Annotated in this window: 14 protein-coding genes; 13 read left to right on the forward strand and 1 reads right to left on the reverse strand. The window is 73.4% G+C overall.

The annotated features are described in order from the left end of the window. Window positions 1-7: 7 nt before the first annotated feature. Entirely contained in the window at window positions 8-2,155 is a 2,148-nt protein-coding gene (gene pabB, locus ACQRUO_RS27455; protein ID WP_428318765.1) for an aminodeoxychorismate synthase component I, read from the forward strand. On the opposite strand, the gene ACQRUO_RS27460 is transcribed toward pabB, so the two are convergent. Next, complete coding sequence (locus tag ACQRUO_RS27460; RefSeq protein WP_428318766.1) at window positions 2,082-3,263, reverse strand: transaldolase family protein; 1,182 nt, start codon at window positions 3,261-3,263, stop codon at window positions 2,082-2,084. The genes pabB and ACQRUO_RS27460 overlap by 74 nt on opposite strands. A 318-nt stretch (window positions 3,264-3,581) precedes the next feature. Between ACQRUO_RS27460 and ACQRUO_RS27465 the strand changes: the two genes are divergently transcribed. From ACQRUO_RS27465 to ACQRUO_RS27520, 12 genes are all read left to right on the forward strand, one after another. Further along, entirely contained in the window at window positions 3,582-4,199 is a 618-nt protein-coding gene (locus ACQRUO_RS27465; RefSeq protein WP_428318767.1) for an NAD(P)H-dependent oxidoreductase, read from the forward strand. A 69-nt stretch (window positions 4,200-4,268) separates the two neighbouring features. Continuing rightward, window positions 4,269-5,444 (forward strand): 3-deoxy-7-phosphoheptulonate synthase, encoded by a 1,176-nt coding sequence (locus tag ACQRUO_RS27470; protein ID WP_428318777.1) that lies wholly within the window; start codon window positions 4,269-4,271, stop codon window positions 5,442-5,444. A gap of 74 nt (window positions 5,445-5,518) precedes the next feature. Beyond that, entirely contained in the window at window positions 5,519-6,289 is a 771-nt protein-coding gene (locus tag ACQRUO_RS27475) for a 2,3-dihydro-2,3-dihydroxybenzoate dehydrogenase (RefSeq protein ID WP_428318768.1), read from the forward strand. 58 nt (window positions 6,290-6,347) lie between these two features. Further along, a complete protein-coding gene (locus ACQRUO_RS27480) occupies window positions 6,348-6,941 on the forward strand; it encodes an isochorismatase family protein (RefSeq protein ID WP_428318778.1) in 594 nt (197 codons plus the stop codon). Continuing rightward, on the forward strand, window positions 6,938-8,812 hold the full coding sequence (locus ACQRUO_RS27485) for an anthranilate synthase family protein (RefSeq protein WP_428318769.1): 1,875 nt from the start codon (window positions 6,938-6,940) through the stop codon (window positions 8,810-8,812). Before ACQRUO_RS27480 ends, ACQRUO_RS27485 begins: the two co-directional genes overlap by 4 nt. After that, complete coding sequence (locus tag ACQRUO_RS27490) at window positions 8,812-9,162, forward strand: hypothetical protein (RefSeq protein WP_428318770.1); 351 nt, start codon at window positions 8,812-8,814, stop codon at window positions 9,160-9,162. The genes ACQRUO_RS27485 and ACQRUO_RS27490 overlap by 1 nt, the downstream gene beginning before the upstream one ends. Before the next feature lies 1 nt (window position 9,163). Further along, entirely contained in the window at window positions 9,164-10,348 is a 1,185-nt protein-coding gene (aroC, locus tag ACQRUO_RS27495) for a chorismate synthase (RefSeq protein ID WP_428318771.1), read from the forward strand. Window positions 10,349-10,460: 112 nt separating this feature from the next. Next, window positions 10,461-11,477: a 3-oxoacyl-ACP synthase III family protein gene (locus tag ACQRUO_RS27500; RefSeq protein ID WP_428318772.1), complete on the forward strand. Its 1,017-nt coding sequence runs from the start codon at window positions 10,461-10,463 to the stop codon at window positions 11,475-11,477. Between the two features lie 53 nt (window positions 11,478-11,530). Next, complete coding sequence (locus ACQRUO_RS27505) at window positions 11,531-12,334, forward strand: arylamine N-acetyltransferase family protein (RefSeq protein WP_428318773.1); 804 nt, start codon at window positions 11,531-11,533, stop codon at window positions 12,332-12,334. 3 nt (window positions 12,335-12,337) lie between these two features. Beyond that, complete coding sequence (locus tag ACQRUO_RS27510; RefSeq protein ID WP_428318774.1) at window positions 12,338-12,808, forward strand: YybH family protein; 471 nt, start codon at window positions 12,338-12,340, stop codon at window positions 12,806-12,808. 70 nt (window positions 12,809-12,878) lie between these two features. After that, a complete protein-coding gene (locus tag ACQRUO_RS27515) occupies window positions 12,879-13,979 on the forward strand; it encodes a phenazine antibiotic biosynthesis protein (protein ID WP_428318775.1) in 1,101 nt (366 codons plus the stop codon). Beyond that, complete coding sequence (locus ACQRUO_RS27520; RefSeq protein ID WP_428318776.1) at window positions 13,979-15,391, forward strand: aldehyde dehydrogenase family protein; 1,413 nt, start codon at window positions 13,979-13,981, stop codon at window positions 15,389-15,391. Before ACQRUO_RS27515 ends, ACQRUO_RS27520 begins: the two co-directional genes overlap by 1 nt. The last annotated feature ends 390 nt before the right edge of the window (window positions 15,392-15,781 follow it).

A 15,781-nucleotide genomic window follows, 5' to 3' on the forward strand; every position in this document is an offset into this window, starting at 1 on the left:
GGAACCGATGCGCATCCTGCTGCTGGACAACTACGACTCCTTCACCTTCAACCTCGTGCAGTACCTGGCCGAGGTCAACGGCACCGAGCCGGACGTGGTGGTCAACGACGACCCGCACTGGCACTACGACCTGGTGCACGACTACGACGCGGTGGTCATCTCCCCCGGCCCCGGCTCGCCGGAGAACGCGGCCGACTTCGGCCACTGCGCCGAGATCCTGGCCCGCGGCGAGCTGCCGGTGCTGGGAGTGTGCCTCGGCCACCAGGGCATCGCCGCGGTGCACGGCGGCCAGGTCGAGCGGGCGCCCGAGCCCTACCACGGGCGCCTCTCCCCGGTGCACCACGACGGCACCGGCCTGTTCGCCGGCCTGCCCTCGCCCTTCGACGCGGTCCGCTACCACTCGCTGACCGTCTCCCGGCTCTCGCCGATCCTGGAGGCCACCGCGTGGACCGCGGACGGCCTGCTGATGGGGCTGCGCCACCGCGACCTGCCGCTGTGGGGCGTGCAGTTCCACCCCGAGTCGATCGGCGGCGCCGACGGCCACCGGCTGCTCGCCAACTTCCTGGAGCTGGCCCGCGAGCACCACCGGGTGCACGGCCGCCCGCTGCGCCCGGCGCCGCCCAGCCTGCCCGCGCCGGCGACCCGCTACCTGCCGCGCCGTCAACTCAAGCTGCTCACCCGCACCCTGGTGACCCGCTGGGACGACGAGGTGGCCTACCACCGGCTGTTCCGCGGCGGCCCGCACGCCTACTGGCTGGACAGCAGCCGCCCGGACGACGGCCCGGGCCGGTTCTCCATCATGGGCGACGCCTCCGGCCCGCTCGGCCGGGTCGCCAGCGCGGACGTCACCCACGGCACGGTCACCGTGCACTCGGCCAGCGGCACCGAGGTGATCGCCGGCCCGTTCCTCGACTGGCTCGACCGGGACCTGCGCGACATCAGCACCGAACTGCCCGAGCTGCCCTTCGACTTCGCGCTCGGCTGGGTCGGCTACCTGGGCTACGAGCTGAAGGCCGAGTGCGGCGGCCGGGCCGTGCACCGCGCGCCCACCCCGGACGCCGTGCTGGTCTTCAGCGCCCGCGCCCTGGTGCTGGACCACGCCACCGGCACCAGCCACCTGCTGGCACTGGCCGAGCCGGGCCAGGAGGAGCGGGCGCAGGCCTGGCTCGACCTGGCCGCCGAACGCCTGGCCCTGACCGAGGGCCGCCGCCTGCACCTGGCCAGTCCGCCGCAGGCGCTCGGCCGGCTCAGCGCCCGGCACGACCACGCGGCCTACCTCGACCTGGTGGAGACCTGCCAGCAGGAGATCGCCGCCGGCGAGACCTACGAGGTCTGCCTGACCAACATGCTGGCGGGCGACAACCCGCCCGACCCGTGGGAGGCCTACCGCTACCTGCGCCGGGTCAGCCCGGCGCCGTACGCGGCGCTGCTCTCCTTCGGCCGGCTGTCGGTGCTGAGCACCTCCCCCGAGCGCTTCCTGCGGGTGGACCGCACCGGCCTGGCGGAGAGCCGGCCGATCAAGGGCACCCGGCCGCGCGGCGCCAACCGGCAGGAGGACCAGGCGCTCCTCGCCGACCTGCGGGGCAACGAGAAGGACCGGGCCGAGAACCTGATGATCGTCGACCTGGTCCGCAACGACCTGGGCCGGTGCGCCGAGACCGGCTCGGTGGCGGCCACCGAGCTCTTCGCGGTCGAGTCCTACGCCAAGGTCCACCAACTGGTCAGCACCGTCCGGGCCCAGCTGCGCAGCGACCGCTCGGCGGTGGACTGCGTGCGGGCCGCCTTCCCGCCCGGCTCGATGACCGGCGCGCCCAAGGTGCGCACCATGCAGCTGCTGGACCGGCTGGAGCAGGGGCCGCGCGGGGTCTACTCCGGCGCCATCGGCTACTTCTCGCTGAACGGTGCGGCGGACCTGAGCGTGGTCATCCGGACCGCCGTGATCACCGAGGGCAGCATCCGCTACGGCGTCGGCGGCGCGGTGATCGCCCTCTCCGACCCGGAACTGGAGTACCAGGAGACCGTGGTGAAGGCGATGCCGATGCTCGCCCTGACCGGCGCGGAGTTCCCCGAGGGCGACCGGCTCAGACTCCTGGAGCGGGCGCTGGCGGAGCCCCGCCCGGCGGCCCCGCAGGCGGCTCCGGTGCCGGTGCGCTGAGCACCGGCCCGCCGGCCTGCGGGGCACCGGGCCCACCGCGGTCCGGTGCCCCCGCCGCGATCAGGTCCAGCTGCTCGCTCACCACCTCGCGCAGCAGCAGCCAGGAGTCGATCAGCCGCGGGATGCTCTCGGCCTCCAGCTTGCGCACCACCGCCTCGTAGCTGATGCCCAGCCGCCCCAGCGCGTCCAGCACCAGCCGGGCCTTCTCCGCCTGCCCCATCAGGGTGTCGCCCTGCAGCCGGCTGTGCTGCGCGGCGTCCTCCAGGGAGGCCAGCGGGAGCGCGTTCACCGTGCCCCAGGAGATCAGCGTCTCCACGTAGCGGTTGTGCGTGCCGGGGCGGTCGGGCGCGGTGTCGGTCCACATCAGGCGCTGCGGTCGGGCGCCGGCGGCGCGCAGGTAGCGCCAGCGCTCACCGCCCAGGTGCTCCTCGTACACCTGGTAGAGCAGCCGGGCCGTGGCCAGCGCCGCCTTGCCGCGCAGCGCGTGGTGGTCCCCGCCGGCCAGCTCGTCGAGCCGGACGTCGATCTCCTGGTCGAGGCTGCGCACCGGCAGCGAGGCGACCGAGGCGATCGCGCCCAACTCGCGGCCCGCGGCCAGCGCGAGCTCCAGGCCGTCGAAGTAGGCGTTGACCACCTCGGAGTAGCGCTCGGCCGAGTAGATCTCGGTGGCGTGCACCCCGATGCCCCGGCCGGTGCACTCCCGGATGGCGGCCAGCCCGGCCGGCGTGGCCGGGATCTTCACCAGCGCGTTGACCCGGTCCACCGCGTGCGCCAGCTCCGCGGCCTCGGCCACGGTGCCCGCGCTGTCGTGGGCCAGGTGCGGGTCGAGGTCCATCGAGACCAGGCCGTCGTAGCCGTGGGTGGACTCGAAGACCCCGCGGAACACGTCGCAGGCGAGCCGCAGGTCCACGACCGAGGCCGCCCACAGCGCACCGTCGGCCGAGACCCGCTCCCGGGCCAGCCGGACCAGTTGCTCCCGGTAGGCGAGGCTGTGGGCGAAGGCGTCGGCCAGCGTGCGGGGGTCGGAGGTGGCTCCGCGCACCCCCAGCTCGGCGATCAGCCGCGCCGCGGCACCCGAAGCCAGCAGGCCGCGGTGGACACCGTCCAACCAGGGCGAGACACCCTCCGCGACCAGCTGCCTCAGGTGCCCGCGGCTCGCGGGTGCCGGCGGTGTTTCTTTCAAAGCTGGATCACTCCTCGGCGGGTCCCGGCGCATTCGTCGCGCAGCATGGCTGGGACGAGAATATGGGCCAAGTCACCCCTGGTCGGCGAAGCTTGGCGATCCATGTCAGGTCGCCCCGCGGCCCGGACCTGATGGAGTTCCGATCACCTGACGAAGTGCCCCGACCGCCGTTGGCCGGGTGATCGAGCCCGTAACAGGATCCGTCGAACGAACAGGCCAATCGCGCCAGGGAGCCACCCGGTCATGACCAACGTCGCTGTCATCTACTACTCCTCCACCGGTAACGTCCACCGGCTCGCGGTCGAGGCCGCCGAGGCGGCCCGCCAGGCCGGCGCCGACGTGCGCCTGCGGCGGATCCCGCAGCCGGCCGAGGAGTCCTACGTCCCGGGCACCGAGGAGGCCGCCGCGGACCTCGCCGCCCAGAGCACGGAGATCCCCGAGGCCACCTTGGCGGACCTCGACTGGGCCGACGGGATCCTGTTCGGGACCCCGGTGCGGTTCGGCCTGCCGCACCCGGCGGTCCTGCGCTTCATCGACACCACCGCCCCGCTCTCCATCCCGGGCAAGCTCGCCAACAAGGCGGTGTCGGCCTTCACTTCCGGCTCGGCCCCGCACGGCGGCCACGAGACGACCATCCTGGCGCTGCACAACGCCTTCTGCCACTGGGGCTCGCTGATCCTCGGCAACGGGTCCACCGATCCGGTGCTGTTCCAGCCCAACAACGGCAACCCGTACGGCAGCAGCGCCGTCTCCCGGAACCGCCCGGGCCAGGTGCACGAGGAGAACCTCGCCGCGGTCGCCTTCCAGGCCCGCCGGGTGACCGACGTCGCCGCCCTCGTCCAGGGTCTCAAGACCCCTTGACCAGACACCATGGAGATCGCCGTGGATAACGCCCTGCTCGACTTCCGCTCGACCACCGCCCCGGGCGAGCTGGACCACGAACTGCTCGAACTCACCAGATCCCGGACCGCACTTCAGCAGCCGCACTGGGAGGACCGCGACGAACTCGCCCGGGTCCAGCAGACCCTGGCCTTCAGCGACCCGCTGGTCAAGGCCGACGACGTCCGTCGGCTGCGCTCGCTGCTGGCCCAGGTGGCCGACGGCGAGGCGCACCTGGTGCAGGCCGGCGACTGCGCCGAGGACCCGGCCGAGTGCGGCGAGGACCACGTCGCCCGCAAGGCCGGCCTGTTGGACGCGCTGGCCGGGGTGCTCAAGATGACCACCTACCAGCCGGTGGTGCGGGTGGGCCGGATGGCCGGCCAGTTCGCCAAGCCCCGCTCCAAGCCCACCGAGGTCGTCGACGGCCGTGAACTCCCGGTCTACCGCGGCCACATGGTGAACGGCCCGGCGGCCGACCCGGCCAGCCGCCGGCCCGACCCGGAGCGGCTGCTGAGCGGCTACCGCGCCGCCCGGCAGGCCATGGGCCACCTGGGCTGGCTGGACCCCGCGCAGCGCTCCACCATCTGCCCGCCGGTCTGGACCAGCCACGAGGCGCTGCTGCTCGACTACGAGCTGCCCATGGTGCGCCGCGACGAGACCGGCCGGGCGCTGCTCACCTCCACCCACTTCCCGTGGATCGGCGAGCGCACCCGGCAGTTGGACGGCGCCCACGTGGCGCTGCTGGCCCAGGTGGTCAACCCGGTCGCTTGCAAGGTCGGCCCGACCATGACCCCCGACGACCTGCTGGCGCTCTGCGAGGTCCTCGACCCGGACCGCGAGCCCGGCCGGCTCACCCTGATCGCCCGGATGGGCGCCGAGCTGGCCGCCGACCGGCTGCCCGCCCTGGTGCGCGCCGTCAAGGCCGCCGGCCACCCGGTGATCTGGCTGACCGACCCGATGCACGGCAACACCGTCAGCGCGCCCGGCGGCCTCAAGACCCGCTTCGTCGAGCACGTGGTGAGCGAGGTGCAGGCCTTCCAGCAGGCGGTCACCGAGGCCGGCGCGACGGCTGGCGGGCTCCACCTGGAGACCACGCCCGACGAGGTCACCGAGTGCGTGGCCGACGCGGGCGCGCTCGACCGGGTGGGCGAGCGCTACACCAGTTTCTGCGACCCGCGGCTCAACCCCGCGCAGGCCATGGCCGTGGTCTCGGCCTGGCGGGGCTGACCGCGCGCCGCGGGCATCCCCATCCATCACCGCCGGGTCCGCAGCGCGGGCCCGGCCAGTAGGGAGGTCCGAACATGGACAACAAGGTAGCTCTGGTGACCGGAGCGGCCGGCGGCATCGGTGCCGCGGTCGCCCGGACCCTGGGCGAGCGCGGCGCCGTGGTGGCCGCCGTGGACCGGGACGCCGAGCAGTTGGCCGAGGTGGTGGCGAAGCTCACCGCCGACGGCCTGCGGGTCGAGGCCTTCCCGGCGGACGTCACCGACTCCGCGTCGGTGGAGGCCGCCGTGGCCCGGATCGAGGTGGAACTCGGTCCGATCGACTACCTGGTCAACGCGGCCGGCGTGCTGCGGCTCGGCCCGGTGCGCGACTACACCGACGAGGACTGGCAGACCACCTTCGCGGTCAACGCGACCGGGGTCTTCCACCTCTCCCGGGCCGTGGTCAACCGCATGGTGCCGCGCGGCCGGGGCGCGATCGTCACGGTCGCCTCGAACGCCGCGGTCACCCCGCGCAGCGAGATGGCCGCCTACGCGGCCTCCAAGGCGGCCGCGACGCTCTTCACCAAGAGCCTGGGCCTGGAGGTGGCGCAGTACGGGGTGCGCTGCAACCTGGTGGCCCCCGGCTCCACCGACACCCCGATGCTCAGCTCCATGTGGGCGGACGAGACCGACCGGCAGCACACCGTCGCCGGCAACCCGGACGCGTACCGCGTGGGCATCCCGCTGGGCAAGCTGGCCACTCCGCAGGACGTGGCCAACGCCGTGGTCTTCCTGCTCTCCGACGAGGCCGGCCACATCACCCTGCACGACCTGACCGTGGATGGAGGCGCGAGTCTCGGTGCCTAGCAGTACCCGAACCCCGGACCGCCCGGCAGCGGGCATCCCCCCGATCGACTCCTACCCGATGCCGACCATCGGCGACCTGCCCGGCAACACCGCCGGCTGGAGCGTCGACGCCGACCGCGCGGTGCTGCTGGTCCACGACATGCAGCGGTACTTCCTGAAGCCGCTGCCCGAGGACGGCCCGCGCCGCGAACTGGTGGCCAACGCGGCCCTGCTGCGCGAGCGTTGCGTCGCGGCCGGGATGCCGGTGGCCTACACCGCGCAGCCCGGCGGCATGGACGCCGGCCAGCGCGGCCTGCTCGCCGACTTCTGGGGCCCCGGCATGCGGGTCGACCCGGCGGACCGCGAGATCGTCGACGAGCTCGCGCCCAACCCGCAGGACTGGCTGCTGACCAAGTGGCGCTACAGCGCCTTCTTCCGCTCCGACCTGCTGCAGCGGATGCGCGCCGCCGGCCGCGACCAGCTGGTGATCTGCGGGGTCTACGCGCACGTCGGCGTGCTGATGTCGGCCGTCGACGCCTTCACCAACGACATCCAGCCGTTCCTGGTCGCCGACGCGGTGGCCGACTTCTCCGAGCGCCACCACCGGATGGCGCTGGAGTACGCGGCCCAGCGGTGCGCCGTCGTCCTGACCGCCAAGGAGGTGCTGGCATGACCGACCTACTCGCCCGCGCGCTGGCGGGCGCCCTGCCCGCCTTCGCCCTGCTGCACCGGCCGGAGTCCGCCCCGGGCACCCTGGAGGTGCTCGCCGGCCCTGTCGACACCCCGGCCACCCTGGCCGGCATCCCGCTGGCCGAGGACGGCCCGGCCGGCCGGCACGAGGTGCTGGCGCTGATCCCCTACCGCCAGCTCGCCGAGCGCGGCTTCGAGGCGCCGGACGACGGCGCGCCGCTGATCGCGATGACCGTCGCCGAACAGCAGGCGTACCCGGTCGCCGAGGCGCTGGCCCGGATCCCCGAGGTGCGCACCCGGCTGACCGGCGGCGCCTTCGACCTCTCCGACGAGGCCTACGCGGACACCGTGCGCCGGGTCATCGGCGAGGAGATCGGCGAGGGCGCCGGCGCCAACTTCGTGATCAAGCGAACCTTCGTCGCCGACATCTCCGAGTACGGTCCGCCCGCCGCGCTGGCCTTCTTCCGCCGGCTGGCGCAGCAGGAGTCGGGCGCCTACTGGACCTTCCTGGTGCACACCGGCGACCGGACCCTGATCGGCGCCAGCCCCGAGCGGCACATCAGCCTGCACGGCGGCGTCGCGGTGATGAACCCGATCAGCGGCACCTACCGGTACCCGGCCGGCGGGCCGAGCCTGCCGGAGGTGATGGACTTCCTCGCCGACCGCAAGGAGGCCGACGAGCTGTACATGGTGGTCGACGAGGAACTCAAGATGATGGCCCGGATCTGCGAGACCGGCGGCCGGGTGGTCGGGCCGTTCCTCAAGGAGATGGCCCGGCTCGCGCACACCGAGTACTTCATCGAGGGCCGCAGCGACCGCGACCCGCGGGAGGTGCTGCACGAGACCCTGTTCGCGCCCACCGTCACCGGCAGCCCGCTGGAGAGCGCGGCCCGGGTGATCAGCCGTTACGAGCCGCAGGGCCGCGGCTACTACAGCGGGGTGGCCGCGCTGATCGGCCGCGACCGGCACGGCGAGCGCAGCCTGGACTCGGCGATCCTGATCCGCACCGCGGACATCGACGCCGGCGGCCGGGTGCGGATCGGCGTCGGCGCCACCCTGGTGCGCCACTCCGACCCGTGGTCCGAGGTGGCCGAGACCCGGGCCAAGGCGGCCGGGCTGCTCGCCGCCCTGGAGGGCGACCCGGTGCGCCGGTTCGGCTCGCACCCGGAGGTCCGCGCCGCCCTGGAGGGCCGCAACGACGCCATCGCCGGCTTCTGGCTGGCCGACACCGAGGCCCGGGAGCGTCCGCACCCGGAGCTGGTCGGCCGCCGGGTGCTGGTGGTGGACGCCGAGGACACCTTCACCTCCATGATCGACCACCAACTGCGCTCGCTGGGCCTGGACGTGACGGTCCGCCGGTTCGACGAGGCGTACGCCTTCGACGGCTACGACCTGGTGGTGATGGGCCCCGGCCCGGGCGACCCGCGGCACGCCGAGCACCCGAAGATCGCCCACCTGCGCGGCGCGGTGCGGCAGTTGCTCGACGAGCGGCGGCCCTTCCTGGCGGTCTGCCTGAGCCACCAGGTGCTGAGCACGCTGCTCGGGCTGGAGCTGCGCCGGCGCGACGTGCCCAACCAGGGCGTGCAGCGGGAGATCGAGCTGTTCGGCGCCACCGAGCGGGTGGGCTTCTACAACACCTTCGCCGCCTCCAGCCCGTCCGAGCTGCTGGACTGCCCCGGCGTGGGCCGGGTGCAGGTCAGCCGCGACCCGCTCACCGACGAGGTGCACGCGCTGCGCGGCCCGCACTTCGCCTCGATGCAGTTCCACGCCGAGTCGGTGCTGACCCAGGACGGCGTGCGGATCGTCGGCGCCCGGCTGGCCGAGGTGCTCGGCGTCGGCGCGGTGGTGGCCTGATGAAGGTGGTCATCGCCTGGTGGGACCTGGACGGCTCCACCGCGACGATCGACTCGCTGCGGGGCTTCCTGCGCGAGGAGGCGGTCGAACGGTGGGCGCAGTTCGACGGCCTGGTGCTGAAGACCTGGATCGCCGACCGCGAGCGCAACCGCTGGGGCGCCGTGCAGCTGTGGGAGTCCGCCGAGGCGCTCGCGCAGCCGCTCTCCACCCGGGCGGCCGAGCTGATCGGCTTCCCGCCCACCGAGCGGCTGGTCTTCGACCTGGAGGCCACCACCACCGGCCGCACCGACCTGGCCGTGCTGGCCGGGCTCGGTGCGGCCCTCGACCCGGAATCCGAAGGAGTGAGTTGACGTGACACGCCTACGCTGGCTGACCGCCGGTGAGTCGCACGGGCCGGCCCTGGTGGCCACGCTGGAGGGGTTGCCCGCGGGCGTGCCGGTGACGACCGGGGCGGTTGCGGAGGCGTTGGCCCGGCGTCGGCTCGGGTACGGGCGGGGTGCTCGGATGAAGTTCGAGCAGGACGAGGTGACCTTCCTCGGTGGGGTGCGGCACGGCGAGACCATGGGCAGCCCGGTGGCGATCATGGTCGGGAACACCGAGTGGCCCAAGTGGGAGCAGGTGATGTCGGCCGATCCGGTGGATCCGGACGTCCTGGCCGGTCTGGCGCGCAATGAGGCGTTGACGCGGCCGCGGCCGGGGCATGCGGATCTGGCGGGGATGCAGAAGTACTCGATCGAGGAGGCGCGGCCGATCCTGGAGCGGGCCAGTGCGCGGGAGACCGCGGCGCGGGTGGCGTTGGGTGAGGTGGCGCGGGCCTTCCTGCGGGAGACGTGCGGGATCGAGATCGTGTCGCACGTGGTGGAGTTGGGGGCGGCCAAGGCGCCGGCGGGGGTGGTGCCGCTGCCGGCTGACGAGGCGCGCCTGGATGCCGATCCGGTGCGCTGCCTGGACGAGGAGGCGTCGCGGCGGATGGTCGAGGAGATCGACCAGGCACACAAGGACGGTGACACGCTGGGCGGGGTCGTGGAGGTGCTGGCCTACGGGGTGCCGGTGGGTCTGGGCTCGCACGTGCACTGGGACCGGCGCCTGGACGCCCGCCTGGCAGCCGCCCTGATGGGCATTCAGGCGATCAAGGGCGTCGAGGTCGGCGACGGCTTCGAGCTGGCCCGGGTACCCGGATCACTGGCGCACGACGAGATCGCCCCCGGCCCCGACGGCGTGCAGCGCCTGTCGGGCCGCTCGGGCGGCACCGAGGGCGGCCTGTCCACGGGCGAACTGCTGCGGGTACGGGCCGCGATGAAGCCGATCGCCACCGTGCCGCGGGCGCTGCGCACGATCGATGTGCGCACCGGTGAGGAGGCGCGGGCGCATCACCAGCGGTCGGATGTGTGTGCGGTGCCGGCGGCCGGGATCGTGGCCGAGGCGATGGTGGCGTTGGTGCTCGCGGACGCGGTGAGCGAGAAGTTCGGCGGCGACCACGTGAGCGAGACCCGCCGCAACGTCCAGGGCTACCTCGACCACCTGGTCGTGCACTGAGACCGACCGGCCGGAGCACCTGACAAGGTGCTCCCGAGCCCTTTGCCGCGCCAGTTCCCGTTGCGGGAACCTCAGTTACGGATTCACCCGAGGAATGCGAGGGGAAAAGGGAATGATCACGACAGGGATGGCCGAGCCGGACCGCTCCTCCGCCGCGATCGCCGTGCTGGGCACCGGTTCCTATCTGCCGGCCCAGGTGGTGACCAACGACGAGGTGGGCGAGCCCGCCGGGGTCGACGACGCCTGGATCCACGGCAAGACCGGGATCCGGTACCGCCGTCAGGCCAAGCCGGACGAGGCGACCTCCGACCTCGCGGTGATGGCCGCCCGGGCGGCGCTGGAGAGCGCCGGCATCCGGGCCGCCGACCTGTCGCTGATCGTAGTGGCGACCTCCACCCCCGACTCCCCGCAGCCGCCCACCGCCTGCGTGGTGGCCGACGAGCTCGGCGTCGCGCCCGGCACCGCCGCCTTCGACGTCAACGCCGTGTGCAGCGGGTTCGTCTTCGCGCTGACCACCGCCGAGCGGATCCTGCACGGCTCCGACGGCGGGTACGCCCTGGTGATCGGTGCCGACGTCTACTCCCGGATCCTGAACCCGGCGGACCGCCGCACCGCCATCCTGTTCGGCGACGGCGCCGGCGCCGTGGTGCTCGGCCCCTCGCGCGGCGGGGCGGTGCTCGCCACCCGGCTGGCGAGCTTCGGCGCCGACCGGGAGCTGATCGAGGTCCCGGCCGGCGGCAGCCGGCTGCCGGCCTCGGCCGAGACCCTGGAGCGCGGGCTGCACTACTTCACCATGAACGGGCGCGGCGTCCGCGACTTCGTCGCGGAGCACGTCCCGGGGGCGGTGCGGGAGTTCCTCGCCGACGCCGGGACCACCGCCGCCGAACTCGCGCTGTTCGTCCCGCACCAGGCCAACGGCCGGATGCTGGAGAACCTCGCGGCCGACCTCGGAGTTCCGGCGGACCGCACCGCCACCACCGTCGAGGAGTTCGGCAACACCGGCTCCGCGTCCGTTCCGGTCACGCTCGACGCGGCGGCCCGCAGCGGCGCGCTGAACCCCGGTGACCTCGTCCTGCTCGCCGGCTTCGGCGGCGGCATGGCGATGGGCCTGGCGCTGCTGCGCTGGTAGCCCGGCCCCTCCCGACACCCGACACAGCACACAACTACCGCAAGGAGACGGTGATGGACGACACCCTGGTGGACGAGTACCTGGCCCGGATCGGCGCCCGGCGACCCGAGCGCGCCGACCTGGAGGGCCTGCGCCACCTCCAGGAGCGGCACGTCCTGTCGGTGCCGTTCGAGAACCTGGGCTACCACCTCGACGAGCAGATCCTGATGGACGAGCGGGTGCTGGACAAGATCGTCCGGCAGCACCGCGGCGGCGGCTGCTACGAGGTCAACCCGGCCTTCTCGTTCCTGCTGCAGGCGCTCGGCTACCAGGTGGAGATCCTGCCCGGCCGGGTCTTCCGCCCCGGCGACGTCTACGGCCCGGCCTTCTGCCACCTCGCGCTGCGGGTCGAACTCGACGGCGAGGCCTGGCTGGTGGACGTCGGCTTCGGCCGCAACAGCCGCCACCCGCTGCGCTTCGACGTGCGGGAGGCGCAGCAGGACCCGGACGGCACGTACCAGCTCTTCGACGCGCCCGGCGGCGGCATCGACGTGCACCTCAACGGCAAGCCGCTGTACCGCCTCGACGACCGTCCCGCCCGGCTGGACGACTTCGCCCCGACCCTGTGGTGGTGGCGCACCTCGCCGGACTCGCCGTTCCTGCAGGACGTGTTCTGCTCGCTGCGCACCGAGGACGGCCGGATCACCCTCAAGGGCAACCAGCTCTCCAGCGCCGCCGGGAAGACCCGCAGCAGCGAGGAACTCCCGGACGACGCAGCGGTGTTGGCGGCCTACAAGACCCACTTCGGGTTCGACCTGGACCGGCTGCCGAGCGCGCCGCTGGCGGCCGGCGCCACCGCCGGCGTGCAGACCGGCTGAGCCGTGACCGCCACCGACCTGGCCCCGCAGCCCGTCGCCGAACACCCGCTGCCCACCGACCTGGCCCCGCTGCCGGCCGAAGTGCACCAACTGCCGACCGAGCCGCACCAGCTGCCGCTCGCCTTCGCCGCGGCCTTCAACTCCGGTGACCTCGCCGCCGTCGACCGGCTCTTCGAGCCCGGCGCGGTCTTCGTCACCAGCCCCGGCGTCGCCGTCACCGGCGACCAACGCCGGGCCGCCAACGCCGAGTTCCTCGCCCTCGGACTGCCGATCGAGCTGACCCTGCGGCACGTCTACGTGCACGAGGACATCGCCCTGCTGATCGGCGACTACCTGATCGAGGGCACCGCCCCGGACGGCACCCCGGTGCGCGACCAGGGCTCCGCCACCGACGTCGCCCGACGCGGCGCCGACGGCTGCTGGCGCTACGCCATCGACAACCCCGCCGGCGTCACCCGCGCCGCCCTCGCCTGACCGATCCGCCCGGCGTGACCGCTCCGCCCGCGCGATCCACCCACTTGCCCACTCCCTTGGAAGGAACACCGTGTCCGCTGCCGCCGACCCCGTGCTGGAGCTCCCGTTCGACGCCCAGCCCGACCCCGAGGAGTACCTGCGCGCCGCCATGCGCTGGCACTTCTCCCCCGAGACCGGCTCGCCGTTCTGGCTGGAGCGCGCCGAGAGCCTCGGCTTCGACCCGCTGACCGACATCCGCAGCTACGCCGACCTGACCAGGTTCCCCAACCTGGCCAACGAGCTGCGCTTCGCCAAGGCCGAGGACCTGATCCCGCGCGGCTACGGCGCCTCCCCCGAGGTGGTCGGCGTCTACGAGAGCGGCGGCACCACCGGCGCGCCCAAGCGGATCGTGCTGCTGCGCGACTGGCTGGACAAGCTGCTCGCCTGGAGCAGCGCGCAGCTGGACGGCCACGGCGTGCCGCAGGGGGTGAACTGGCTGACCGTCGCCCCCAACGGCCCGCACATGGTCGGTGACGTGATCAAGCAGCAGACCGCCTTCCGCGGCGGCCTCTCCTTCACCGTCGACCTCGATCCGCGCTGGGTGAAGAAGCTGATCTCGGAGGGCAAGCACGCCGAGGCCGGCGCCTACGCCGAGCACATCGTCGACCAGGTCGGCTACCTGCTGGAGACCCAGGACATCGGCGTGCTGATGTGCACCCCGCCGGTGCTGGAGCGGATCGCCCGCCGCCCCGACCTGGCCAAGCTGGTCGACGAGAAGGTCAAGGCCATCAACTGGGTCGGCACCCAGATGGACCCCGACACCCGCCACCTCTACCGCACCGAGATCTTCCCGAACGCCGTGCTCTACAGCGGCTACGGCAGCACCATGATCCTGGGCAACGCCAGCGAGCGGCACGGGCTGACCGACGACGACCCGTGCATCTACGACCCGTACTCGCCGTACATGACCTTCGGGGTCGTCGACCCGGCGACCGGCGAGACGGTGCCCTACGGCGAGCGCGGCCAGGTGGTCATGCACCACGTCAGCAAGAGCCTGCTGATGCCCAACAACCTGGAGCGCGACACCGGCCTGCGGATCGAGCCGCTGCCCGGCCAGCTCGGCGACTCGGTGGCCGACATCGCCCCGGTGCGCGAGTTCGACAACGAGACCGTGATCGAGGGGGTCTACTAGTGGGCGCCCAGCAGACCGCCGTCGCGGTGGCCGGCACTGGTTCTGAGGAACTGATCGCGCTCGACGCGCTCGGCCACAACGGCGGCTACCGGTCCCGCAACCGGATCGTCGTGCCGGACGTGACCGGCCGCCCGGTGGCCGAACTCAGCCTGGTCCCCGGCCTGTTCGTCACCCGGGCGATGGCCGCCCTGCAGCGCGCCGAGAGCCTGCCGGAGGCCGAGCGGATCGCCGCACTGGCCCGCGCCGCGCGGATCTTCGCCGAGGAGGTCATCGACGGGCTCACCTTCGAGGAGTACGAGTACACCGTCAGCCGGGTCTCCGGCGTGCCGATCTCGGTGGTGCGCGACGCCACCGCGGCGATCATCGACTCCGCCGAGCGGGCCGGCTTCGCCGCCTTCCAGGCGCAGCCCGTCGGCGCCGTCAGCAACTGGCGCGACAACGCCACCCGCGACGGCCGGGCCGTCTGGACCCGGCGCGGCCACGTCTTCGCCGTCCACGCCGCCGGCAACCACCCCGGCCCGCACTCGCTCTGGCTGGAGGCGCTCGCCCTCGGCTACCGGGTCGCGGTCCGCCCCTCCCGCCGCGAGCCGTTCACCCCGCACCGCCTGGTCAGCGCCCTGCGCGCGGCCGGCTTCGGGGACGACCAGGTGGTGCTGCTGCCGACCGACCACAACGCCGCCGACGAACTGCTGCGCGGCGCCGACCTGGGCCTGGTCTACGGCGGCGACGAGGTGGTCCGCAAGTACGCGGGCACCAACGTGCTGCCGCAGGGTCCCGGCCGCTCCAAGATCCTGGTGACCGCGGACACCGACTGGCGCGAGCACCTGGACACCATCGTCGACTCGATCAGCCACCAGGGCGGGGTGGCCTGCATCAACGCCACCACCGTGCTGGTCGAGGGCGACCCGGCCCCGCTGGCCCAGGCCATCGCCGAGCGCCTGCAGTCCATCCCCAGCCTGCCGCCGGAGGACGAGAAGGCCGTCCTCGCGGTCCAGCCGGTCGCGGCCGCCCGCGGCATCGAGAGCTTCCTGCTCAACAAGGCCAAGGGCACCAAGGCCTGGCTCGGCGGCGACGGCGTGGTCGGCGAACTCGGCGACGGCAGCGCCGTGCTGCGCCCCGCCGTCCACCAGCTCGACCGGCCCGACGCCCCCCAGGCGAGCATCGAACTGCCCTTCCCCTGCGTCTGGGTCGGCCCCTGGACCCCGGAGGCGGGCACGGCACCGCTGCGCGACAGCCTGGTGGTGACGGTCCTCACCGAGGACGACCGGCTGGTGGACCGGCTGCTGGACGAACCGAGCATCAGCAACGTGTACCGCGGCGACCACCCGACCTACTGGATCCGCCCCGGCGTCCCGCACGACAGCTACCTGGGCGAGTTCCTGATGCGCACCAAGACGGTGATCCGCGACTGAGGGGTCGCCGCCCCGCTCTCCCCACACCCACCTCCCCACCCTTCCCCCCAGCCAGCCCCCGACGCGCCCCTACGCGTCGGGGGCCTTCACCATTGGCCGGCCCTGGAAGGTCCCAGCGGGAGCGGGGGCCGGCTCGGGAGGACGGAGGCAGGCGGGCGGCAGCGTCCGGACGCTGCGAGGCCACGGCCACGCGCACCGACCGCCGCAGCCGCAGCCGCAGCCGCAGCCGCAGCCGCAGCCGCAGTGAGCAACCCCCGGCGCCCCGCATGGAAACGCCGAGCTGCACACCCTCCTCCGCCCAGAACACCCCACCGCTCCTGCGCCACCGAGCCCGACCCTGAGAAGTCGGCCGGGCCGACCTTCTGGGACCGGCTTGTCGGTCCCAGAAGG

The organism is Kitasatospora sp. LaBMicrA B282 (genome assembly GCF_050325825.1).
Lineage (GTDB): Bacteria > Actinomycetota > Actinomycetes > Streptomycetales > Streptomycetaceae > Kitasatospora.